This is a genomic window from Pseudomonas sp. KSR10 (genome assembly GCF_022355455.1).
Taxonomy (GTDB): Bacteria; Pseudomonadota; Gammaproteobacteria; order Pseudomonadales; family Pseudomonadaceae; genus Stutzerimonas; species Stutzerimonas stutzeri_E.
In genome coordinates this window covers 92,198-92,413 of record NZ_JAKOEN010000025.1, presented here as the reverse complement: position 1 = coordinate 92,413, position 216 = coordinate 92,198, and the positions used below count along the sequence as shown (strand labels likewise).

General features: G+C 58.3%; 1 pseudogene. It reads left to right on the top strand.

Annotated features, from left to right (window positions below):
- A pseudogene (locus MCB86_RS22440) lies at nucleotides 1-216 on the top strand (hypothetical protein); the annotation flags it as partial.

Genomic DNA, 216 nt, shown 5'->3' with positions numbered 1-216 from the left:
AGCGCATTACGGCGTCGCCAACGACTGTAAGGGTCGCAGCCAGGCACGTTCGTTCGAGAGTGGCTTTCAGAGTACATCTCAGCAGTATCGCTTCAGCATTCCCGTCAGCTACCGCGACGGCCTCTGCGAAATGCAGCTGGCCCGTGTTGGGCTGTACATCCATGGTCGCTACGGCGACAAGGAATGGCAACGCACCTATGACAATGGCGGCTTGGT